Here is a 20,704-nt window from a genome sequence, read left to right on the forward strand (position 1 = left end):
TCTGGCGATATCGAGGGGTCGCCCGATATCGAGGGGTGGCTGAATACGTCGAAATGTCGAGCACTGGCCGAGGCGCGGATGTGGTGTGCCTCACCTACCGATTGTTCGGTCGCGAGCGCATTTTGGCTACAGGCACCGTCAGCCTGTGGACAAACGGTTCTCCACAGCCTGGGATAGGGACAGGTCGTCCAAGGCAGGGAGGCACGGGGACATGGCAGCTGAACAAATGGCCGACGGGGTCGAGGACCCCGGCCAGGTTCCGCCCGCGCGCCCGCTCGACGCCATCGACCGCGACATCCTCCGACTGCTCCAGACGGACGGCCGTGCCTCGATACGGTCGGTGGCCGACCGCGTACATGTGTCGCGCGCCAACGCCTACGCCCGGATCAACCGGCTCATCGACGACGGAGTGATCCGCGGCTTCAGCGCGCGCGTGAACCATGAGCGGGCGGGGCAGGGCGCCTCCGCATACATCACGCTCAAGATCGTCCAGAATTCCTGGCGGACGGTTCGCGAGCAGCTCCAGGCGCTGCCAGGCGCGACGCACATCGCGCTGGTCAGCGGCGACTTCGACGTACTGCTGCTGGTGCACACCCCGGACAACCGGTCGCTGCGCGAGCTGGTCCTGACCAGGATCCAGGCCATCCCGGAGGTGCTCTCCACCCGCACGCTCCTGGTGTTCGAGGAGACCGACCTGGGCCCGGGCCCGGACCGTCCCAGCGAACTCAGCTAGCGCGGATCACGCGCAGCCGCGCCCGTGCCGCCGCCGGTCGGCGGCACGGCGGCGAGCATCGCTGGAGCGCTCAGGAAGGCAGGCGTCCGCAGGAGGGCGGCCATTGAGCAGGGTGGAGGTCCTCCCCGTCCGGCCGTGGGCGGTTCAGCGGCTGGAACGCATGCCCTCGAATGCCAGCTGAACGACCGTGTCCGCCAGCTGCTCCCCCTCGGCGCCGCCGCCCGGCAACGGCCGGTACCACTCCACCAGGGAGTTGACCATCCCGAAGAGCAGCCTCGTCGCCAGCCTTATGTCCACGTCGGAGCGGAGATCACCGTCCGCGACCGCCGCCTTCAGCAGCTCGGCCACCCGCTGGTCGAACTCGCGCCTTCGCTCCATGGCCCAGCGTTCGGCCGCCGTATTGCCCCGCACGCGCAGCAGCAGCGTGACATAGGGCAGTTCGGCTATCAGCACCTCGACAGTACGGCGAGTGACGTATTCGACCCGCTCGATCGCGCGCCCCCGACTCGCCCCCGACTCGTCGAGAATCCCGAAGAGTCCGTCCAGCGCCCGGCTGACCGCACGCCGCAGGAGCTCTTCCTTGCCCGCGACATGGTGGTAGATGGACGACTTGGAGATGCCCGCCGCCTTGGACAGGTGCTCCATGGACGTGCCGTCGTAACCGCGCTCGTTGAAGACACGGACGGCGACGGTGAGGAGAGTCTCCGGGGTGTACGTGTCCCGCTTGGCCGTGGTCATGTCCGCGATCCTCCCCTACGAGTTGTCCACAGGTTCCGTGGGCCCCCTTGTCCCGACCGATCGTTCGGTTACTCTAACTCTGTCCGCCCGTCCCTGCCCAGCTCGATGAGGAGTTGGTCCGTCATGGCCGCCGAGCTCTCCCCGCAACTGCTGTCCGAGAAGCACCGCCCCACGCTCGACCAGGCCCTCGACGCGGTCCGTACGCGCGCCTACTGGTCCCCGCATCCCGAACATCCGAAGGCGTACGGCGACGGCGGCGCCCCGGGCAGCCTGAGCGCTGCCGAAGGCAAGGCCGCGTTCGACGCCGTGCTGCACACCCGGCTCGACCTCGGCCAGCCGGGCACCGACGGCTGGACGGGCGGGGAGGTCTCTCCCTACGGTCCGGAGCTCGGCGTCGAATATCCGCATGCCGATCTGGACGTGCTGCTTCCGGCGATGCGTGCGGGGATGGCCGCCTGGCGCGAGGCGGGGCCCGAGACCAGGGCCCTGGTCTGTCTGGAGATCCTGTCGCGGATCAGCGCCCGCACCCATGAGTTCGGCCACGCCGTGATGCACACGAGCGGGCAGGCCTTCATGATGGCGTTCCAGGCGGGCGGCCCGCACGCCCAGGACCGCGGCCTGGAAGCGGTGACGTACGCGTACGAGGAGCAGATCCGCACCCCGCGGACCGCGGACTGGTCCAAGCCCCAAGGCAAGCGCGACCCGCTCCAGCTCCACAAGTCGTTCATCGCGGCGGGCCGCGGCATCGCGCTGCTGATCGGCTGCAACACCTTCCCCACGTGGAACGGCTATCCGGGCCTCTTCGCCTCCCTCGCCACCGGTAATCCCGTCCTGGTGAAGCCGCATCCGCGCGCCGTGCTTCCCCTGGCGCTCACGGTGCAGGTGGCCCGCGACGTGCTGAGTGAGGCGGGCTTCGACCCCAACCTGGTCTGTCTGGCCGCCGAGCGGCCGGGCGAGGGCATCGCCAAGACCCTGGCGGTCCGACCCGAGATCAGGATCATCGACTACACCGGATCCACCGCCTTCGGCGACTGGCTGGAGGCCAACGCCCGCCAGGCCCAGGTCTACACGGAGAAGGCCGGGGTCAACACGATCGTCGTCGACTCCACCGACGACTACCGGGGCATGCTGGCCAATCTGGCCTTCTCCCTCTCCCTGTACAGCGGCCAGATGTGCACCACCCCGCAGAACCTGCTGATCCCCCGCGACGGCATCACGACGGACGCCGGCGACAAGACGTACGACGAGGTGGTCGGTGACATCGCCGCCTCGGTCACCGGCCTGCTCGGAGACGACGCCCGGGCCAACCCACTGCTCGGTGCGCTGGTCAACCCTGAGGTGAAGGCCCGGCTGGAGGCGGCGGCCGGACTGGGCGAAATCGCCCTGGCGTCGCGTGAGGTGGCCAACCCGGAGTTCCCGGACGCGGTGGTCCGCACCCCGCTCGTCGTCAAGCTCGACGGCACCAAGCCGGACGACGAGGCGGCCTATCTCTCGGAGTGCTTCGGACCGGTCGCTTTCGCGGTCGCGGTCGACTCGACGGCGGACGCGGTGGAGCTGCTGCGCCGCACGATCCGCGACAAGGGCGCGATGACGGTCGGTGCGTACACGACCTCACCGGAGGTGGAGCGCGCGGTGGAGGACGTCTGCCTGGAAGAGTCGGCCCAGCTCTCGCTGAACCTGACGGGCGGGGTGTACGTCAACCAGACGGCGGCCTTCTCCGACTTCCACGGCTCGGGCGGCAACCCTGCGGCGAACTCCGCCCTGTGCGACGGGGCATTCGTATCGAACCGCTTCCGCATGGTGGAGGTCCGCCGCCAGGCCTAGCAAGGGGCCGCACCAGTCCTTCCGGCGCCGGGGGCGCAGGAGCAGGAGCCAGGGGGCAGGCAGAACCCCCTGGCTCCGGTGTCCCCGCCCCCTCAGACCCCGGCCTCCGGAATATCGGCGTACCGCTGCACCCACGCATGCATGGCGATGGCCGCCGCAGCCCCCGCGTTGATCGACCGCGTCGAGCCGAACTGCGCGATCGAGCAGACCATCGCCGCGTGCTTGCGGGCCTCTTCCGTCAGCCCCGGCCCTTCCTGCCCGAAGAGCAGCACACACCGGCGCGGCAGCTCGGTCCGCTCCAGCGGCACCGCCCCCGGCAGATTGTCGATCCCGATGATCGGCAGCCCCTCGGCCGCCGCCCAGGCGGTCAGATCCGCCGTGTCGGGATGGTGCCGCACATGCTGGTACCGGTCGGTGACCATCGCACCGCGCCGGTTCCAGCGCCGCCGACCCACGATGTGGATCTCCTTGGCGAGGAAGGCATTCGCGGTGCGCACCACCGACCCGATGTTGAAGTCGTGGCCCCAGTTCTCCACCGCCACATGGAAGTCGTGCCGACGCAGATCCAGATCCGCGACGATCGCCTCCCGCGTCCAGTAGCGGTACTCGTCGCCGACATTGCGACGGTCGCCGTGGGCGAGCAGCTCCGGGTCGTAGCGCTCGCCCTCGGGCCAGGGCAGCGCATGCGGCCCGACACCGATCTCCGCCCGGAATCCGTCGTCGTACTGCATCGGCTCCACGGACGGCTCACCCGCGGCAAGGGCTGCGTTCGACGGATCCTCGCTGCTGGGACTGCTGCTACTGCTGGTACGGCCGGTGCTGCCGGTATCGCTGCTCACCCGACGAGCGTATGGCCACCGCTTCCGCTGTGCTGCGGGGCCTCCTCCTCGCCGCTGCGCCGCTGCCCAGGCACCCGGTTCGCGCGCGAGAACAGCAGCTGCCGCCTGAGCGTCACCCGGCCGCCCAGCCAGACCAGGAAGACCGTCGGCAGGAAGACGGAGTCTGCGGCGATCATCGCCATCGAGAAGAAGGGCAGACCCAGCAGCAGGGCAATGCCGGCGTGCTCGCACATCATGGCGACGAGCAGGACGTTCTTGACGCGCCGGTTGAAGAGGGTGAAGGGGAAGGCAACCTGCACGATGACCGTGCCGTACGTCAGGATCATGACCATCACCCCGCTGGACGCGAGGATGTCGGACAGTTCGGGCCAGGGCGTGAAGTAGTCGAGCTTGAGCGGGTAGTACAGCGCCGTGCCGTCCTGCCACCGCGACCCCTGGATCTTGTACCAGCCCGCTGTCGCGTAGATCAGACAGACCTCGGCCATGATCACGACGAGCGTCGCGTTGTGGACGAGGTTAGCGATCACGTCGAGCAGAGTGCGCGGCTCGCTCTGCGGTGCGTAGCGGTTCACGGCCCACCAGACCCCGTGGCCGATCCACAGCACCCAGAACAGTGCCGGCAGCCACCAGGTGCCGCCGAAGCCGTCGGCGACCGAGCCCGCCACGAGAACCAGGCCGAGCCCAACCCAGAGGACCGCCCCGGCCACATTCCGCACCGGCCGACCGGCGCCCGTCCCTTCAGAGGCCGCTCCCCGCGCCGCTCGCCGCGCGTCCAGCGACCAGACCTGCCCGCAGCGCGTCAGCACCAGATAGATCGCCATCAGATGGATGACGTTGTCGCCACCGTCGCCCAAGAAAATGCTGCGGTTCTGCAGCGAGAGCACACCGACCATGAAGAGGACAGACATCGCGCGGGTGTGCCAGCCGACCATCAGCAGCGCGGCGGACAGCAGGGCGACCGCATAGACGAGCTCGAACCAGATCGTGCTGTCCGACCACAGGAGGGCGGAGAAGGCTTCGTTGCCCGATATGAGCTGCTTCGCCATATCCCAGCTCCACGGGGAGTCGGGGCCGTACATCTCGTGGCGGTGCGGCAGCTCGCGCAGCAGGAACAACAGATAAGTGACAGAGAAACCGATCCGGATGACGGCGCTCTGGTACGGCCCGAGGGCCGAGGACGTGATGCGCTGGACACCGCGGGCGAGCCTGCGGTCGGGGGAAGGCGTGCTCACTTGTCCGCTTCCTTGGCGCTCTCGGGAAGGTCGGCGGGGGTGACGGTCCACCACGGCAGCACCCGATAGTTCGGCCTGGTACTGATCTTCTCCGTACTCCACGGCGGCGCCGCGACGGATCGCACTTCGGAGCGGACCTGGATGCGCTCGACGGAGCCGCCGTAGTCGTGCTCACTCAGGCGGAGCATCACGATGCGGCGGATGTAGCGCTCGGCGAGATCGCCGCGCAGACCGTTCGGACGGTTCTCGGTGTCGTGGGAGTTGAGATAGAAGTCCCAGCCACGGCGGAGCTCGTTCTGATCGACGTGGCTGGGGAGGAGATTGCCGCGTATCGCCTTGCCGTCCTCGCCGGAGAGGCTCATCCAGGGAGTCGTGCGGCGTCCGTCGGCGCCGGCTATCTCGGCCCGGACGTGCACGCCGACGTTCTGCTGGAGCGGATTGGGCGCGAAGAGCTTCCAGTTCTGTTCGAACTCGGGATAGACCCAGTCGTCGACCACTTTGCCGTGCTGCTTGGTCAGAGTGTTGGAGGGGGCGACGTGCAGAAACACCATGGCCAGGTGAGTGCAGGCGATCAGCCCGATGATCAACAGCGCGACCACGGCACCGATCTGATACGGAAGAGACAGCCCGGAGATACCGGCACGGAGCGGCGCGGGCGCCGCGGCGGAACCGGCGTCCCGGCCGGTGCCGAACGGCGCGTCCGCGCGCTGCTCCGCCTCTGGCCCGACGCTTCCGTTCCCGCCTCCGACACCCCTGTCGTCGTACGAATCCATCCCGCCCCGATCCCCGTCGATCCCCGGTCAGTTATCCACAGGGTTGACACCCTACGGGCCGCCGACTCACCATTGAAGTCATTGAACCGAACGATCGGTCGGTAGGGAGCCCGGGATGGCGGCAGTGACTGCGGACCAGACAGCGCAGGCGAAGGCGCAAGGGACGGTGCAGGTGACAGCAGGCGGCCCCGACGGGGCTGACGGTGCCCAGCTGGCCGCGTTCGACGCCGCGGTGGCAGCCGACGAGCGCATCGAGCCGCGCGACTGGATGCCGGACGCCTACCGGGCCTCGCTGGTCAGGCAAATGGCCCAGCATGCCCACTCCGAAATCATCGGCATGCAGCCCGAGGCCAACTGGATCAGCCGCGCCCCCTCGCTGCGCCGCAAGGCGATCCTGATGGCCAAGGTGCAGGACGAGGCAGGACACGGGCTGTATCTCTACAGCGCGGCGGAGACCCTCGGGACGAGCCGCGAAGAGCTGCTCGACAAGCTCCACGCGGGCCGCCAGAGGTATTCGTCGATCTTCAATTACCCCACGCTGACCTGGGCGGATGTCGGCGCGATCGGCTGGCTGGTGGACGGCGCCGCAATCACCAACCAGGTGCCGCTGTGCCGCTGCTCGTACGGTCCGTACGCCCGGGCCATGGTCCGCATCTGCAAGGAGGAGTCCTTCCACCAGCGCCAGGGGTACGAGCTGCTGCTCACCCTCGGTCGCGGCACCGTGGCGCAGCGCGAGATGGCCCAGGACGCGGTGAACCGCTGGTGGTGGCCGTCCCTGATGATGTTCGGCCCGCCGGACGACGCGTCGGCGCACTCGGAGCAGTCGATGACCTGGAAGATCAAGCGGCACTCGAACGACGAGCTGCGGCAGCGGTTCGTCGACATCTGTGTCCCGCAGGCCGAGGCGCTGGGGCTCACCCTCCCGGACCCGGACCTCCGGTGGAACGAGGAGCGTGGACACCACGACTTCGGGTCGATCGACTGGACAGAGTTCCAGGAGGTCCTGAAGGGCAACGGCCCGTGCAACGAGCAGCGCCTCACCCAGCGGCGCCGGGCACACGAAGAGGGCGCCTGGGTACGGGACGCGGCGGCTGCGTACGCCGTGAAGCACAACGCAGAAAAGCCCACCACACCGACACCGACCGCGGAGGCGACGGCATGAGCAGCTCGACGGACTGGCCGCTGTGGGAGGTGTTCGTGCGGTCTCGGCGCGGCCTCTCCCACACCCACGCGGGCAGCCTGCACGCCCCGGACGCCGAGATGGCCCTGCGCAACGCCCGCGATCTGTACACGCGTCGTTCCGAGGGCGTCTCCATCTGGGTGGTGCCGTCCAAGGAGATCACGGCCTCCTCGCCGGACGAGAAGGACTCGTTCTTCGAACCGGCCGGCGACAAGCCCTACCGGCACCCGACGTTCTACGAGATCCCGGACGGGGTGAAGCACCTGTGACCGCGGCCCTCGCCCTCGGCGACGACGCGCTGGTGCTTTCGCACCGGCTGGGGGAGTGGGCGGGCCACGCGCCCGTGCTGGAGGAGGAAGTGGCCCTCGCCAACATCGCCCTGGATCTGCTGGGGCAGGCCCGGGTGCTGCTCTCGCTCGCCGGGGACGAGGACGAGCTGGCGTTTCTGCGCGAGGAGCGGGCGTTCCGCAACCTCCAGCTGGTCGAGCAGCCCAACGGCGACTTCGCCCACACCATCGCCCGTCAGCTCTACTTCTCCGTCTATCAGCGGGGGCTGTACGAGCAGTTGGCAGCCGGTGAGGGAGAGTTCGCCGGGCTGGCGGCGAAGGCCGTGAAGGAGGTCGCCTACCACCAGGACCACGCCGAGCACTGGACACTGCGGCTCGGCGACGGTACGGCGGAGAGTCACGAGCGGATGCAGCGCGGGGTGGACGCCCTGTGGCGGTTCACCGGTGAGCTGTTCCAGCCGGTCGAGGGCGTGGAGATCGACTGGCAGTCGCTGCAGAACAGCTGGCTGGCGACCGTCACCGGCGTGCTGGAGCAGGCAACGCTGACCGTGCCGGCCGGCCCGCAGTCCGGGGCCTGGACGGCCGGGGCGGGACGGCAGGGCATCCACACGGAACCCTTCGGCCGGATGCTCGCCGAGATGCAGCATCTGCACCGCAGCCACCCGGGAGCGTCATGGTGACCGGGACGCTGCTGGAGGAGGAGGTGCGCAGGCTCGCCGGGTCCGTGCCCGACCCCGAGCTGCCCGTCCTGACCCTGGAGGAGCTGGGCGTGCTCCGCGGGGTGGAGGTGCTCGCCCCCGGCAAGGTCACGGTCCGCCTCACCCCGACGTACACCGGCTGCCCGGCGATCGAGACCATGTCCGCCGATATCGAGCAGGTGCTGCACGACCACGGGATACCGGAGGTCTCCGTGGTCACCGTCCTCGCACCGGCCTGGTCGACGGACGACATCAGCGCGGAAGGGCGGCGCAAGCTCGCCGAGTTCGGCATAGCGCCGCCGCGCCCGCACGACGCGGCCGGCCCGTCCGGCGGTCCGGTGCCGCTCGCCCTGTCCGTGCGCTGTCCGCACTGCGGCTCCACGGACACGGAGCTGCTGAGCCGGTTCTCCTCCACCGCCTGCAAGGCGCTGCGCCGCTGCGTGAGCTGCCGCGAACCGTTCGACCACTTCAAGGAGTTGTAGATGTTCCATCCGCTCCGGGTCCGCGCGATCGAGCGGCTGACCGACGACTCGGTGGCCGTCACCTTCACGGTGCCGACCGAGTTGCGCGAGACATTCCGCCACAAGCCCGGCCAGCATCTCAACGTGCGTTACACGGTCGACGGCGAGGAGATCCGGCGTTCGTACTCGATCTGCGCCCCGGCCACCGAGGCGCCGGCCGATCCGGCTCTGCGGGTGGGCATCCGGCTGGTCGACGGCGGTGCGTTCTCCACATACGCCCTCAAGGAGCTCGCCGTCGGCGACCAGGTCGATGCGATGCCTCCGATGGGACGCTTCGTGCTCACGCCGCGCGCCGGGCATTACGCGGCGATCGTCGGCGGCAGCGGCATCACCCCGGTGCTGTCGATCGCGTCGACACTGCTGGCGCGGGAGCCCGCGGCCCGGTTCTGTCTGATCCGGAGCGACCGGACCGCGGCCTCGACGATGTTCCTGGACGAGGTCGCCGACCTCAAGGACCGCTACCCGGACCGCTTTCAGCTGGTGACGGTGCTCTCCCGCGAGGAGCAGCAGGCCGGTCTGCCGTCCGGCCGGCTCGACCGGGAGCGACTGACCGGGCTGCTGCCCGCGCTGCTCTCGGTGGGAGAGGTGGACGGCTGGTACCTGTGCGGGCCGTTCGGTCTGGTCCTGGCTGCGGAAGGCGCGCTGCACGGCCTCGGTGTCGACCGGGCCCGTATCCACCAGGAGATCTTCCACGTCGACGACGGGCCGGCCGCGACCGCCCGCACCCGCGTCGAGGCGCCTGCACACAGCACACTGACCGCGAGGCTGGACGGCCGCTCAGGCAGCTGGCCGGTCCAGGACGGCGAATCACTGCTGGAGACGGTGTTGCGCAGCCGTGCCAACGCGCCGTACGCCTGCAAGGGCGGGGTGTGTGGGACGTGCAGGGCTTTCCTGGTCTCCGGCGAGGTCCGGATGGACCGCAACTTCGCGCTGGAACCGGAAGAGACAGGGGCGGGTTATGTGCTGGCCTGCCAGTCGCATCCGGTCACACCGGAGGTGGAGCTCGACTTCGACCGCTGACACCAGCGGATCCCCCAGCCTGCCGCCCTCTCCATCTGCCCTCCTCCTCTCCACTGTTCCCTTCTTGTAGAACCTGTTCTATCTTGACGATCCGTCAGGTCCGAGTACGAGCGCAGCGGTTCGCAGGAGGCCAGGGCAGTGGACTTCACCTTCACCGAGGAGCAGCAGGCAGCCGTCGAGGCAGCGAGGGCGGTCTTCTCGGGCGTCGAGCCCGACGGAGTGCCCAGCCCCGCTCTCACCCCGGGCGCGGTGGCCGAGGACATCGACCGCCTCCTCTGGGCCCAGCTGGCCGCGGGCGACCTGCTGGGCCTGACGCTGGCGCCGGAACACGGCGGGGCCGGGCTCGATCCAGTCGCGCTCTGCCTGGTCCTGCGGGAGTCGGCCAAGGTACTCGCCCGAGTACCGCTGCTGGAGACCTGTGCGGTCGCGATGTCACTCCAGCGCGACGGCGATCCCGGTCTGGCCGCCGAACTGCTGCCCCGCGTGGGCCGGGGAGAGCTGGTCCTCACCGTCGGGGCCAACGGCCGCACCGGCCACGACCCGGCCGAGCTCGCCGTCACCGCCCTCCGGGACAGCAACGGGAAGAACGACCGGTCCAGCGTCGGCCACGACAGCGACGGCTCGGCCTGGGTACTCGACGGGGTGCAGTCAGGCGTGCCGTGGGCCCACTCCGCGGACTGGATCGCCGTGCCCGCCCACACAGCCGACGACTGCGCCGTCCTGGCCCTGGTATGCCGCACCGCCGAAGGCGTCACGCTGGTCGAACAGGTCTCCACCAGCGGCGAGTTGCTCGCCGAGGTACGGCTCGACGGGGTACGGATCGACGACCGCGCGCTGATCGGCACCCCGGGGGCCTGGGAGTGGCTCCGCGCCCTGCTCACCACCGGAACCTGCGCGCTCGCACTGGGACTTGGCGAGACGGTGCTGTCCATGACGAGCGCATACACGGGAAAGCGCGAGCAGTTCGGGTTCCCCATCGCGACGTTCCAGTCCGTCGCTGTCCAGGCGGCCGACCGGTACATCGACCTGCGGGCCATGGAAGTCACACTCTGGCAGGCGGCCTGGCGGATCTCCACGGGTACAGCCGGCGCGCTGCCCGTCGCGGGCGATGTAGCCGTGGCGAAGATCTGGGCCTCGGACGGCGTCCGTCGGATCGTGCAGACGGCACAGCATCTGCATGGCGGTTTCGGTGCGGACACCGACTACCCGCTGCACCGCTTCCACGCGTGGGCAAAGCAGATCGAGCTCTCGCTCCGCCCGGCGGCGGCGCATGAGGAAGCACTGGGCGACCTGCTGGCCGCTCATCTCCTCAGCTGAGAACCACGGGCCCGGCCCCGGACCATCCGGGGCGGACCCAACGGGACCCCGGCCGGGTCAGAGAACGAAGGCCGAGGTGCCGTTGTCGGTGACCATCGGACGTCCGGCACCGTCCCAGGCGAGCATTCCGCCGTCGATGTTCACGGCGTCGATGCCCTGCTGCACCAGGTACTGGGTGACCTGGGCGGACCGGCCGCCGACCCGGCACATCACATGCACGCGCCGACCGTCCTCGGCCACCTCGGTCAGCTCACCGAAGCGGCCGACGAAGTCACTCATCGGAATGTGCAGGGCACCTTCGACATGCCCGGCAGCCCATTCGTCGTTCTCCCGGACGTCCAGCACCAGGCCGTCCGACGGCACCGCCGCGACATCCACCGAGGGCAGCGGAGCGAAATTCATGGGTCATGCCTTCTCTCGTGCGTACGCTCCGGAGTCACGCTCCAGAGTCACCGGAAACGCTACTGCACCAGCCCCGCAAGCTCCGACTCGCGCTGCGAGACCTCCCCCAGCAGCTGCTCGGCGATCTCGTCGAGCAGCCGGTCCGGATCGTCGGGCGCCATCCGGAGCATGGCCCCGATCGCGCTCTCCTCCAGCTCCTGGGCAAGGACCGTCAGCAGCTCCTTGCGCTGGGTCAGCCAGTCCAGCCGGGCGTAGAGCTCCTCGCTCTCGCTGAGCTCCGCCCGCTGCGTGGCCGGTCCGGCAGCCCACTCCTGCGCCAGCTCCTTCAGCAGCGCTTCGTCCCCGCGCCCGTAAGCGGCATTGACGCGCGTGATGAACTCGTCCCGGCGCGCCCGCTCCGTCTCGTCCTGGGCCAGATCCGGGTGGGCCTTGCGCGCCAGCTCCCGGTAGAGCTTGCGCGCCTCCTCGGTCGGCCGGACCCGCTTGGGCGGCCGGACCGGCTGCTCGGTCAGCATGGCCGCCGCCTCCGGGGACAGCCCATCGGAGTCGATCCAGTCGTGGAAGAGCTCCTCGACACCCGGCATCGGCATCACGAGCGCCCGCGCCTCGTGCGCCTTGCGCAGGTCCTCAGGGTCACCGGTCCTGACGGCCCGGGCCTCCGCGATCTGCGCATCGAGCTCGTCGAGGCGGGCGTACATCGGGCCGAGCTTCTGGTGGTGCAGCCGGGAGAAGTTCTCGACCTCGACCCGGAAGGTCTCCACAGCGATCTCGAACTCGATCAGCGCCTGCTCCGCCACCCGCACAGCCTTCGCCAGCCGCGCCTCGGGGCGCGCCCCATCGGCAGCACTGCCGGCATCGGCATCCGCGCCGGCGCCCTCGTCGGCCCTGCGGCCAGGCTGCGCGTCCGCCACATGCTGCTCGTACGGCACCTGCTGCTCGTGCTGCCGGTCGTTGTCCTGCCGGTCATCGTCGTTCCGGGTGGTCGGCACCCCGGCGGCTTCGTGGGTCACCCGTCCAGCGTATGGTCCCGCCCCACGCCCCGAAGACGCGCGGTCGGCGGAACCGCGCCTCACACCCCGAGCTCGGCCGCTATTCGACCCGAACCGACGGCCCGCACCAACTCCGCATGGTCCGCTTCCGTACGGTCCGCGTACGTCACCGCGAAGTCCGCCATCGCCTCGTCCAGCTCGTCGTTCTTCCCGCAGTACCCCGCGATCAGCCGCGGGTCGGCGCTGTGTGCATGGGCCCGCGCCAGCAGCGCACCCGTCATCCGCCCGTAGTCGTCGACCTGATCGGCTGTCAGGGCCACCGGGTCCACACTGCCCTTGCGGTTCCGGAACTGCCGCACTTGGAACTGCCGGCCGTCCACGGTCGCCCACCCCAGCAGAATGTCGCTGACGACCTGCATCCGCTTCTGCCCGAGGACGACCCGACGTCCCTCGTGCGCCACCTCCGGCACGTCGAACCCGACAGCCGGCAGATACGGCGCCAGCGCGGACGGCCGTGCTTCTTTCACCTGGAGCACCAGCGGCTCGCCCCGGTGGTCGAGCAGCAGCACAACGTACGACCGGGTGCCGACGCTCCCCGTGCCGACCACCCGGAACGCCACATCGTGGATCGCGTACCGGGCGAGCAGCGGCACCCGGTCCTGCGAGATCGTGCTCACGTAGTCGCCGAGCCCCGCCGCCACTGCGGCGGCCTCCACATCCGGCACCCGGCGCAGCACCGGCGGTGCATCGACGAAGCGGCGTCCGCCGTCCTCGGACTCCTCCGTGGACTTGGCCGCGAAGCGGGCGCTGGTGTTGTTACGGGCTTTCTGCGAGACCCGCTCCAGTGTGCCGAGCAGATCCCGCGCATCCGTGTGCGAGACGAGCTCCTCATCGGCGATGGCATTCCAGGCATCGAGAGCGGGAAGTCTGGCCAGCAGTCGCATCGTCCGCCGGTACGCGCCCACCGTGTCGTAAGCGCCCTGGCGGCAGGTGTCCTCGTCCGCCCCGGCCTCGCGCCCCGCGAGCACCAACGACGTGGCGAGCCGCTTCAGATCCCACTCCCACGGACCGAACACGGTCTCGTCGAAGTCGTTCAGATCGATGACCAGGCTGCCCCGCGCGTCGCCGTACAGACCGAAGTTCGCCGCATGCGCATCGCCGCAGAGCTGAGCGCCCACCCCCGTCGCGGGCGTGCCCATCAGGTCATGGGCCATCAGCCCGGCCGAACCCCGCAAGAACGCGAACGGCGTGGCAGCCATCCGCCCCACCCGGATCGGCGCGAGGCCGGAAACGCGGCCCCGGTTCGACTCCTCGACCGCCTGCACCGCGTCGGGCCGGCCGACCGGAAGGACAAGGGAGTCGTGCGAGGCCCTGGGCACACGGTCACGCAACGCCTTGCCCGCCGCTCGGGGCGACTGCGGCGCACTCTGCTCCACCACGGCCGCGCGCCGTGCGAACCCGGGCACGACCGGAATGCGCGGACCATCCGTCACAGCCCGCTGCACCGGCACCGTCGCCTCGAACTGATCCATGGCACGCAGCCTCCCCCGCCCTCGACCGGCGTCCTTGTCCAACATCAACTGGCGACGACGGTACCGCCGTCCGCCGACAGGCGTCTGCCCCTGTGGAAAACCGAGGCAGACGCCTGTGGACAACGCCCTGTCGTGGTCAGACGCCTACGGTCTCCTCGAGCTCTTCCTCCAGCTCCTCGCCCGCCTCGGCCTCGGACAGGCCCTCCGCCCCGAAGCGGCTCGTTGCCACCGACCGGCTCTCCGCCCCGGCCCGGTGCCGGGACCCGGCCGCGCCCTGAGCATGCGCGGCGACGCTCCGCCGCTTCGCCTCGGCCAGCCCGGCCACGCCCATCGCGGCCAGACCCGCCACGAACCACAGTGTGAGCATCAGCACATGTCCGCCGAGCGCGTACCCGCCGAAGTACACATGGCTGCGCACACCCTCGACAAAGCCCGCACCGTTCCAGAAGGCGTGCAGCGAACCGAAGAAGCCGGGCTGCAGTTCGGGCCGGAAGATGCCGCCGGAGCTGGTGAAGTTGAGCATCACGAACAGCACCATCAAGCCGAGCGTCGTCCACCGCTTCAGGAACGTGTGCAGCCCGACCCCGACCATCAGGATGCCCGCCGAGTAGAGCCACGTCATCGCCCAGACACCGCCGAGCCCGTGATCCACCAGTCCGAACAGCGGCCCCGCGAACGCCGCACCGATCGCGCTCACCACCACCGACGCACCGACGACCAGCGCCGCCCTGATGCGTAGCGCCAGCGCCGCGCCCGCGCCACCGATCACCGCGACCGATGCGTACGACCCGATGCTCACCGCGACGAGCAGGAAGAAGATTCCCTGGCCGGTCGGATCGCCGTCCGCGGTCGGCGCCGTGTCCGTCACCTTCAGCGGATCGCCCTGCGCGGCCGCCACCTTCGTGAAGACCTTCTCGACCACCGTGGCACTGGTGTCCGAGGAGGCGGTGGCCACCAACAGCTCGGGGTGCCTCCCCGGCAGGTAGGCGCCGTAACTCTTCTGGGTCTTCAGGTGGTTCACCGCAGTGGACCGATCGGCGACGGTACGCACGCTCAGCGCCCCGTCGCCCTTGTCCTGCAGCGTCTGTGCGAGTACCTGGGCCCTCGGCCCCGACCCCACCACGTCCACGCGCAGGTCGTGCGGTTCCGGAGCGTGGAACGCCCCCAGGTAGGCGAGCCCCATACCGATGCACATCAGCAGTGGAGTGACGAGATGGCTCAGCACGTGACGCAGGACGCCTGCGGTGGAGCCGGCGGCGGCACTCTGGCCTGTGGACATCGGAACTCCAATGGTTGGCTTTTACAACTCCTCTATCTGTTGTACTATACAACTGAAAATTCAGAAAGGTGAGCTCCGTGACAGGCACCCCCCGGGAACGCGAAGAGTCACTGGATGTCATTCAGCGGGAACTGACCGCGTTCGCACGCCGAGCGCGCGCCGCCGCAGCCCTTCTCCATCCCGAGCTGCCCCTGGTCTCGTACACGCTGCTGGCACACATCGACGACCAGCACGGCTGCCGCGCGACAGACCTGGCGGCGCACTACATGCTGGACAAGTCGACGGTCAGCCGACAGATCGGCACCCTGGAGAAGCTCGGCCTGGTCGAGCGCCACCCGGACCCCGCGGACCACCGCATCCAGGTGCTGCATCCCACCGAGGCCGGAACCCGGGCCCTCTCCTCGACGCAGGCCAGCCGTCGCGCGGCCTATCAGGAGCGCCTCGCGGAATGGACGGCGGACGATCTGGCCCGGTTCGCGGAGTATCTGCTGCGCTACAACTCGTCGGGCGGGGCGACCGCCCAGGACGCACCCCAGCAGCCATAGCCACAGCCCTGACCACAGAGGCTGTAGCCGCAGGAGCCTGAGCCGCTAGCAGCCACCGTCGTCCGCGAGGTACGTCTCCGACCAGAGCGCCAGCTCCTTGAGCGCGGGCTCCATCGCGGCGCCCGCCTGCGTCAGGCGGTACGAGACCCGCAGCGGCGGCCCCTCGTCGACCTCGCGGACCACCAGCCCGGCAGCACCGAGCTCGGACAGCCGGTCCGAGAGCATGCGCTCACTGATGCCCGGAATCGCCCGCCGCAGATCGGCGAAGTGCACCGGATGCTGCATGAGTACGGAGACGATCGGGCCTGTCCAGCGCTTCCCGAACAGCTCGAAAACGCGCGTGATGCCCACGTCGACCCGCCGACACGCCTGTTCGCTGTGGTCCGCCATACACCCAGGGTACTGCGTCGCCGTGCGGGACTTACGAATAGTAAGCACCTATGCTATTACTAGGTACGCACGAAAAAGACGCCCTCCCATCCGGCCGGGCGCCATCCCTAGATATCCGTGGAGACCCCCCATGGCCACGCTCCTGCACCTCGACTCCGCCGTCTTCCCCCAGGGCTCCGCGTCGCGCGAGGTCACCGCCACGTTCGTCCAGACGTGGCTCGAGCAGCACCCCGACGGCCAGGTCGTCTACCGCGACCTCGCCGCGAACCCGCTGCCCCACCTGGACGCCGCCGCGGCCGCCGCCGGCGCCGGGGACCCGCTGCGCAGCGAGCTCGCCGCCGAACTGGCTGCGGCGGATGCCGTCCTGATCGGCGCGCCGATGTACAACTTCAGCATTCCGTCCACCCTGAAGGCCTGGCTCGACCAGGTGATCATCGTCGGCCACAACGCGGGCCCCGACAGCCCTGTGGCCGGCACCCCGGTCACCGTCGTCGCCAGCCGCGGCGGTTCGTACGCCCCCGGCACGCCGCGCGCAGACTCCGAGTTCGTCCAGAACTACCTGGAGAAGCTGCTGACGAGCATGTTCGGCGCCGAGGTCGACTTCATCGTTCCGGAGCTGACGCTGGCCCACTCCCAGCCGGCGATGGCCGAGCTCATCCCCCTCGCCGAGGCCTCCCGCGCCAAGGCGTTCACCGATGCTGCGGACAAGGCCAAGGCCCTCGCCGCCCGCCTCGCGGCCTGAGCCATGCGATGACGAAGGGCCGGGGCCCGCGGAGTGGTCGACCTCCGCGGGCCCCAGCCCTTCGTCACGCTCGCGCACATCGGAACACCTACCCGTACCACCCCGAATCGGGTGTTTCACGTGAAACAACGCACCGAATCCGCCGGGGAACGAAGAAGCCCCACAGGCCGTTGGCCTGTGGGGCTTCTCTCTTGTGCGCGAGGGGGGATTTGAACCCCCACGTCCCTAAGGACACTGGCACCTGAAGCCAGCGCGTCTGCCGTTCCGCCACTCGCGCATGAGTGGTGTTTTCAGACTCTCTCACCTGTTGGTGCGAGCGCCTGGCGACATCCGGAAGATTAGCACGCTGGAAAGGGTGGATTCACATCCGTTGTTTCGCAGACGGATGCAGAACGAATGACGGACAGCGGGAACGCGCGACGACCGCCCCCCACTCCTCCTCAGTGCACCCCAGGTGCGGGACACTGTCAGGACACCACCTCTACGATCCGTGTGAGAGGTGACACTCATCCACAGGGCAGACAAGGGGAACCAGCCGATTTCCCGACGCGTGGATACGATCAGTAAGCAGTACAGGGACGAGAACACCGGAGGAGGTGCCCCATGGGAGTCATGAAGCGTTTCGAGCAGCGTCTCGAAGGTCTGGTCAACGGCACCTTCGCCAAGGTGTTCAAGTCAGAGGTCCAGCCGGTCGAGATCGCGGGTGCCCTCCAGCGCGAGTGCGACAACAACGCAACAATCTGGAACCGCGAACGAACCGTCGTTCCCAATGACTTCATCGTCGAGCTCAGCGCCCCGGACTACGAGCGCCTCAGCCCGTACTCCGGCCAACTCGGCGACGAGCTCTCCGGCCTGGTCCGGGACTACGCCAAGCAGCAGCGCTACACCTTCATGGGACCCATCAAGGTCCACCTGGAGAAGGCCGACGACCTCGACACCGGGCTCTACCGCGTACGGAGCCGCACGCTTGCGTCGAGTTCGTCACAGCAGGGCCAGCAGGCCCCTCAGGGCCACCTGGGACAGTCCGGCCACCCGGGCCAGGGGCGGCCCGCCGCCCCCCAGCCCACCGGCGGCTACGGCTACCCGCCCAGCTCCGTCCCGCCCATGCCCGCGGCCCCGCCGCCGGGCGGCGGCCGTCCCGGAGCACCCACCACCGACCGGCGCCCGCCGGCCGCGCCCGGCGCCATGCCGAGCGCGCAGGTGCGACGCTGGATCGAGATCAACGGCACCCGCCATCAGATCTCCCGCCCGACGCTGGTGCTGGGACGCAGCACCGAAGCCGACGTGCGGATCGACGACCCCGGCGTATCCCGCCGGCACTGTGAGATCCGGACCGGAACGCCCTCGACGATCCAGGATCTCGGGTCTACCAACGGCATCGTGGTAGACGGGCAGCACACAACCCGCGCTACGCTCCGCGACGGCTCGCGGATCGTCGTGGGCAGCACCACCATCGTTTACCGGCAAGCCGAAGGGTGAAGCGGGGGCAATGTCAGAGCTGACCCTGACGGTCATGCGGCTAGGTTTCCTGGCCGTTCTGTGGCTGTTCGTGATCGTGGCCGTCCAGGTCATCCGCAGCGACCTGTTCGGAACGCGCGTCACGCAACGCGGCTCACGCCGCAGTGCGAGCGACGCACGTCCGCAACAGGCACGCCAATCTGCCGCGGCACCGCCGCAGCAACGCCAGCAGCCCGGCCGCCAGCGCCGGGGGGCACCGACAAAGCTGGTCGTCTCCGAGGGCACCCTCACCGGCACCACGGTGGCACTCCAGGGGCAGACCATCACCCTGGGACGGGCCCACGATTCAACGATCGTGCTGGACGACGACTACGCGTCCAGCAGGCATGCCAGGATCTACCCCGACCGTGACGGCCAGTGGATCGTCGAGGATCTCGGGTCCACCAACGGCACGTATCTCGACCGGACCCGTCTCACCACCCCGACGCCTGTTCCGCTGGGCGCGCCGATCCGGATCGGCAAGACCGTCATCGAGCTGCGGAAGTAGTACGACAATGAGCGAGCGGAGCGAGCGAGCCGCGGCCGTCCGGGCAACGGACCCGGCCCGGCTCCCGACCGGAGGGTGGGCAGTGTGGCTCGAGACCGGCTGTACCCCGAGCCGACGGGCGAGGTGCGCATGAGTCTGTCCCTGCGCTTCGCCGCCGGATCGCACAAGGGCATGATCCGGGAGGGCAACGAGGACTCCGGCTATGCCGGTCCGCGCCTTCTCGCCATCGCCGACGGCATGGGCGGTCAGGCGGCCGGTGAGGTCGCCAGCTCCGAGGTGATCTCCACGCTCGTCCAGCTCGACGACGACGTGCCTGGTTCGGACATCCTCACCTCGCTCGGTACGGCGGTCCAGCGGGCCAACGACCAACTGCGCATGATGGTCGAGGAGGACCCCCAGCTGGAGGGCATGGGCACCACGCTCACCGCCCTGCTCTGGACCGGTCAGCGCCTGGGCCTGGTCCACGTCGGCGACTCCCGCGCGTACCTGCTGCGCGACGGCGTACTCACCCAGATCACCCAGGACCACACCTGGGTGCAGCGGCTGGTCGACGAGGGCCGGATCACCGAGGAAGAAGCCACCACCCACCCGCAGCGCTCCCTGCTGATGCGCGCGCTGGGCAGCGGCGACCACGTCGAACCCGACCTCTCCATCCGTGAAGTCCGGGCCGGCGACCGCTATTTGATCTGCTCCGACGGGCTCTCCGGCGTCGTCTCGCACCAGACGATGGAAGAGACCCTCGCCAGCTACCAGGGCCCGCAGGAGACGATCCAGGAGCTCATCCAGCTCGCCCTGCGCGGCGGTGGACCGGACAACATCACCTGCATCGTCGCCGACGTCCTCGACGTCGACAGCAACGACACCCTGGCCGGGCAGCTCAACGACACCCCGGTCATCGTCGGCGCGGTCGCCGAGAACCAGGCCGCCCAGCTCAACGACGGCGGCGCGATGGAGACCCCCGCCGGACGCGCGGCCGGCCTCGGCCGACCCGTCCCACCGCCTGCGGGCGGCTTCGGCCCACCCGGAAGCGGTGACGGCCTCGGCTACGGCGGAATGCCGAACGGCTCCTTCGACGCGTACACCGACGACGACTTCATCAAGCCCGGCGGCGGCCGCAAGTGGCTGAAAAGATCGCTGTACATCGTGCTCGCGCTGGCCGTCATCGGCGGCGGTGTGTACGGCGGCTACCGCTGGACCCAGAACCAGTTCTACGTGGGCGCCAAGAACGAACACGTCGCGCTGTTCCGCGGCATCAGCCAGGACCTCGCGTGGGTCTCGCTCTCGAAGGTCGAGAAAGACCACCCCGAGATCGAACTCAAGTACCTCCCGCCCTACCAGCGCAAGCAGGTCGAGGCGACCATCGCCGAGGGCAACCTGGCGGACGCCCGCGAAAAGATCAGCGAGCTCTCGACCCAGGCATCCGCCTGCAAGAAGGACGCGCAGCGCCGCGCGGCCGAGGCGGAGAGCAAGGCCCGCACCAGCGAGGGCGAAGCCGGCGGCACGGGCTCGGAGGTCACCAAGACGTCCGCCCGGTCCGACGCCACCAAGACCAAGCCGACCACAGCGACTCCCACTCCCGGCCCCAGCCTCTCGGAGGAAGAGCAGAGGCTGGTCCCGCAGTGCGGTAAGCAGTAAGCCGTAGGGGAGCCTTCAGCACC

22 protein-coding genes and 1 tRNA gene are annotated in these 20,704 nt (G+C 69.4%); 13 read left to right on the forward strand and 10 right to left on the reverse strand.

Annotation, left to right across the window (positions count from 1 at the left end; translation table 11 throughout):
- Positions 1 to 226 precede the first annotated feature (226 nt).
- Complete coding sequence (locus ACIA8E_RS13775) at positions 227 to 733, forward strand: Lrp/AsnC family transcriptional regulator (protein WP_399298135.1); 507 nt, start codon at positions 227 to 229, stop codon at positions 731 to 733.
- Between the two features lie 144 nt (positions 734 to 877).
- Here the strand turns inward: ACIA8E_RS13775 and ACIA8E_RS13780 are convergent, their stop codons facing one another.
- Positions 878 to 1,471 (reverse strand): TetR/AcrR family transcriptional regulator, encoded by a 594-nt coding sequence (locus tag ACIA8E_RS13780; protein ID WP_399297703.1) that lies wholly within the window; start codon positions 1,469 to 1,471, stop codon positions 878 to 880.
- 123 nt (positions 1,472 to 1,594) lie between these two features.
- Between ACIA8E_RS13780 and paaN the strand changes: the two genes are divergently transcribed.
- Positions 1,595 to 3,295, forward strand: coding sequence for a phenylacetic acid degradation protein PaaN (gene paaN / locus ACIA8E_RS13785; protein ID WP_399297705.1), 1,701 nt, complete (start codon positions 1,595 to 1,597; stop codon positions 3,293 to 3,295).
- 92 nt (positions 3,296 to 3,387) lie between these two features.
- Here the strand turns inward: paaN and ACIA8E_RS13790 are convergent, their stop codons facing one another.
- Genes ACIA8E_RS13790 through ACIA8E_RS13800 form a run of 3 tightly spaced genes read right to left on the reverse strand, consistent with a single transcriptional unit; the run spans position 3,388 to position 6,139 of the window.
- Positions 3,388 to 4,134, reverse strand: coding sequence for a TrmH family RNA methyltransferase (locus ACIA8E_RS13790; RefSeq protein ID WP_399297707.1), 747 nt, complete (start codon positions 4,132 to 4,134; stop codon positions 3,388 to 3,390).
- Positions 4,131 to 5,366 carry an HTTM domain-containing protein gene (locus ACIA8E_RS13795; protein ID WP_399297709.1) on the reverse strand — a complete coding sequence of 412 codons (1,236 nt, stop codon included), beginning with the start codon at positions 5,364 to 5,366 and terminating at the stop codon, positions 4,131 to 4,133. Before ACIA8E_RS13795 ends, ACIA8E_RS13790 begins: the two co-directional genes overlap by 4 nt.
- The gene (locus tag ACIA8E_RS13800; protein ID WP_399297711.1) at positions 5,363 to 6,139 is read right to left on the reverse strand and encodes a DUF5819 family protein; all 777 of its coding nucleotides are present in this window, start codon (positions 6,137 to 6,139) and stop codon (positions 5,363 to 5,365) included. The genes ACIA8E_RS13795 and ACIA8E_RS13800 overlap by 4 nt, the downstream gene beginning before the upstream one ends.
- A gap of 115 nt (positions 6,140 to 6,254) precedes the next feature.
- On the opposite strand from ACIA8E_RS13800, the gene paaA reads away from it, so the two are divergent.
- The 6 genes from paaA to ACIA8E_RS13830 all read left to right on the forward strand — a co-directional run bounded on the left by paaA (position 6,255) and on the right by ACIA8E_RS13830 (position 11,162).
- On the forward strand, positions 6,255 to 7,301 hold the full coding sequence (gene paaA, locus ACIA8E_RS13805; RefSeq protein ID WP_399297713.1) for a 1,2-phenylacetyl-CoA epoxidase subunit PaaA: 1,047 nt from the start codon (positions 6,255 to 6,257) through the stop codon (positions 7,299 to 7,301).
- Positions 7,298 to 7,588: a 1,2-phenylacetyl-CoA epoxidase subunit PaaB gene (gene paaB, locus ACIA8E_RS13810; protein WP_399297715.1), complete on the forward strand. Its 291-nt coding sequence runs from the start codon at positions 7,298 to 7,300 to the stop codon at positions 7,586 to 7,588. Before paaA ends, paaB begins: the two co-directional genes overlap by 4 nt.
- Positions 7,585 to 8,286 (forward strand): 1,2-phenylacetyl-CoA epoxidase subunit PaaC, encoded by a 702-nt coding sequence (gene paaC, locus ACIA8E_RS13815; protein WP_399297717.1) that lies wholly within the window; start codon positions 7,585 to 7,587, stop codon positions 8,284 to 8,286. Before paaB ends, paaC begins: the two co-directional genes overlap by 4 nt.
- Positions 8,280 to 8,786 carry a 1,2-phenylacetyl-CoA epoxidase subunit PaaD gene (paaD, locus tag ACIA8E_RS13820; protein ID WP_399297719.1) on the forward strand — a complete coding sequence of 169 codons (507 nt, stop codon included), beginning with the start codon at positions 8,280 to 8,282 and terminating at the stop codon, positions 8,784 to 8,786. The genes paaC and paaD overlap by 7 nt, the downstream gene beginning before the upstream one ends.
- Complete coding sequence (locus ACIA8E_RS13825) at positions 8,787 to 9,845, forward strand: 2Fe-2S iron-sulfur cluster-binding protein (RefSeq protein ID WP_399297721.1); 1,059 nt, start codon at positions 8,787 to 8,789, stop codon at positions 9,843 to 9,845.
- Positions 9,846 to 9,983: 138 nt separating this feature from the next.
- Positions 9,984 to 11,162, forward strand: a complete 1,179-nt coding sequence (locus tag ACIA8E_RS13830; RefSeq protein ID WP_399297723.1) for an acyl-CoA dehydrogenase family protein — start codon at positions 9,984 to 9,986, stop codon at positions 11,160 to 11,162.
- A 57-nt stretch (positions 11,163 to 11,219) separates the two neighbouring features.
- On the opposite strand, the gene ACIA8E_RS13835 is transcribed toward ACIA8E_RS13830, so the two are convergent.
- From ACIA8E_RS13835 to ACIA8E_RS13850, 4 genes are all read right to left on the reverse strand, one after another.
- Positions 11,220 to 11,564: a rhodanese-like domain-containing protein gene (locus tag ACIA8E_RS13835; protein ID WP_399297725.1), complete on the reverse strand. Its 345-nt coding sequence runs from the start codon at positions 11,562 to 11,564 to the stop codon at positions 11,220 to 11,222.
- 59 nt (positions 11,565 to 11,623) lie between these two features.
- Positions 11,624 to 12,574, reverse strand: a complete 951-nt coding sequence (locus tag ACIA8E_RS13840; protein WP_399297727.1) for a hypothetical protein — start codon at positions 12,572 to 12,574, stop codon at positions 11,624 to 11,626.
- A gap of 59 nt (positions 12,575 to 12,633) precedes the next feature.
- Complete coding sequence (locus ACIA8E_RS13845) at positions 12,634 to 14,085, reverse strand: DUF2252 domain-containing protein (protein ID WP_399297729.1); 1,452 nt, start codon at positions 14,083 to 14,085, stop codon at positions 12,634 to 12,636.
- Between the two features lie 136 nt (positions 14,086 to 14,221).
- Entirely contained in the window at positions 14,222 to 15,364 is a 1,143-nt protein-coding gene (locus tag ACIA8E_RS13850; RefSeq protein WP_399297730.1) for a hypothetical protein, read from the reverse strand.
- 77 nt (positions 15,365 to 15,441) lie between these two features.
- On the opposite strand from ACIA8E_RS13850, the gene ACIA8E_RS13855 reads away from it, so the two are divergent.
- Positions 15,442 to 15,909 carry a MarR family winged helix-turn-helix transcriptional regulator gene (locus ACIA8E_RS13855; RefSeq protein WP_399297732.1) on the forward strand — a complete coding sequence of 156 codons (468 nt, stop codon included), beginning with the start codon at positions 15,442 to 15,444 and terminating at the stop codon, positions 15,907 to 15,909.
- A 45-nt stretch (positions 15,910 to 15,954) separates the two neighbouring features.
- Here the strand turns inward: ACIA8E_RS13855 and ACIA8E_RS13860 are convergent, their stop codons facing one another.
- Entirely contained in the window at positions 15,955 to 16,299 is a 345-nt protein-coding gene (locus tag ACIA8E_RS13860) for a winged helix-turn-helix transcriptional regulator (RefSeq protein ID WP_399297734.1), read from the reverse strand.
- A gap of 130 nt (positions 16,300 to 16,429) precedes the next feature.
- On the opposite strand from ACIA8E_RS13860, the gene ACIA8E_RS13865 reads away from it, so the two are divergent.
- On the forward strand, positions 16,430 to 17,041 hold the full coding sequence (locus tag ACIA8E_RS13865) for an FMN-dependent NADH-azoreductase (protein WP_399297736.1): 612 nt from the start codon (positions 16,430 to 16,432) through the stop codon (positions 17,039 to 17,041).
- Positions 17,042 to 17,235: 194 nt separating this feature from the next.
- Here ACIA8E_RS13865 and ACIA8E_RS13870 read toward each other — a convergent pair.
- A tRNA-Leu gene (locus ACIA8E_RS13870) sits at positions 17,236 to 17,318 on the reverse strand.
- A 326-nt stretch (positions 17,319 to 17,644) separates the two neighbouring features.
- Between ACIA8E_RS13870 and ACIA8E_RS13875 the strand changes: the two genes are divergently transcribed.
- From ACIA8E_RS13875 to ACIA8E_RS13885, 3 genes are all read left to right on the forward strand, one after another.
- Positions 17,645 to 18,520: an FhaA domain-containing protein gene (locus ACIA8E_RS13875; RefSeq protein ID WP_384108896.1), complete on the forward strand. Its 876-nt coding sequence runs from the start codon at positions 17,645 to 17,647 to the stop codon at positions 18,518 to 18,520.
- Between the two features lie 10 nt (positions 18,521 to 18,530).
- Positions 18,531 to 19,046, forward strand: coding sequence for an FHA domain-containing protein (locus ACIA8E_RS13880; protein ID WP_030930391.1), 516 nt, complete (start codon positions 18,531 to 18,533; stop codon positions 19,044 to 19,046).
- A 129-nt stretch (positions 19,047 to 19,175) separates the two neighbouring features.
- Positions 19,176 to 20,681: a Stp1/IreP family PP2C-type Ser/Thr phosphatase gene (locus tag ACIA8E_RS13885; RefSeq protein ID WP_399297738.1), complete on the forward strand. Its 1,506-nt coding sequence runs from the start codon at positions 19,176 to 19,178 to the stop codon at positions 20,679 to 20,681.
- Positions 20,682 to 20,704 lie beyond the last annotated feature (23 nt).

This window comes from Streptomyces sp. NPDC051664, assembly GCF_044453545.1.
Taxonomy (GTDB): domain Bacteria; phylum Actinomycetota; class Actinomycetes; order Streptomycetales; family Streptomycetaceae; genus Streptomyces.